The following is a 383-nucleotide window of genomic DNA, read 5'->3' as shown; positions in this document are numbered from 1 at the left end:
CGCCACGGCCGCGACGCCGCTGGATCCCGAGACAGTAGTGGACGACGGCGAGACCCGCGCCGAGCTGCACTACCGTCCCATCGGCGTCGTGGGTGCCATTGGCCCGTGGAACTGGCCCATGATGATCACCGTGTGGCAGATCGCSCCGGCCCTGCGCATGGGCAATGCCGTGGTGGTCAARCCTTCCGAATACACTCCGCTGTCCGTGCTGGCGCTGGCGTCCATCATCAACCAGGAACTGCCTGAAGGACTGCTGTCCGTGGTCTCCGGCGGCCGCGACGTCGGCGAAGCGCTGGCCTCGCACGACGCCATCGGCAAGGTCATGTTCACCGGCTCCACCGCCACGGGCAAGGCGATCATCCGTTCGTCGGCCGATCGGCCGA

The 383-nt window shown here is 67.7% G+C and carries 1 protein-coding gene; it reads left to right on the top strand.

Translation table 11 applies throughout. The features are described from left to right. Positions 1-383 (top strand): aldehyde dehydrogenase family protein (locus AB4Y81_RS21580; protein WP_441996939.1); only part of this gene is annotated, 383 nt, incomplete at both ends.

Source organism: Paenarthrobacter sp. TAF1 (assembly GCF_052113825.1).
GTDB classification, from domain to species: Bacteria; Actinomycetota; Actinomycetes; order Actinomycetales; family Micrococcaceae; genus Arthrobacter; species Arthrobacter nicotinovorans.
Note: the sequence above shows the minus strand (reverse complement) of the source record. Positions and strands in the feature narration are given on the sequence as shown.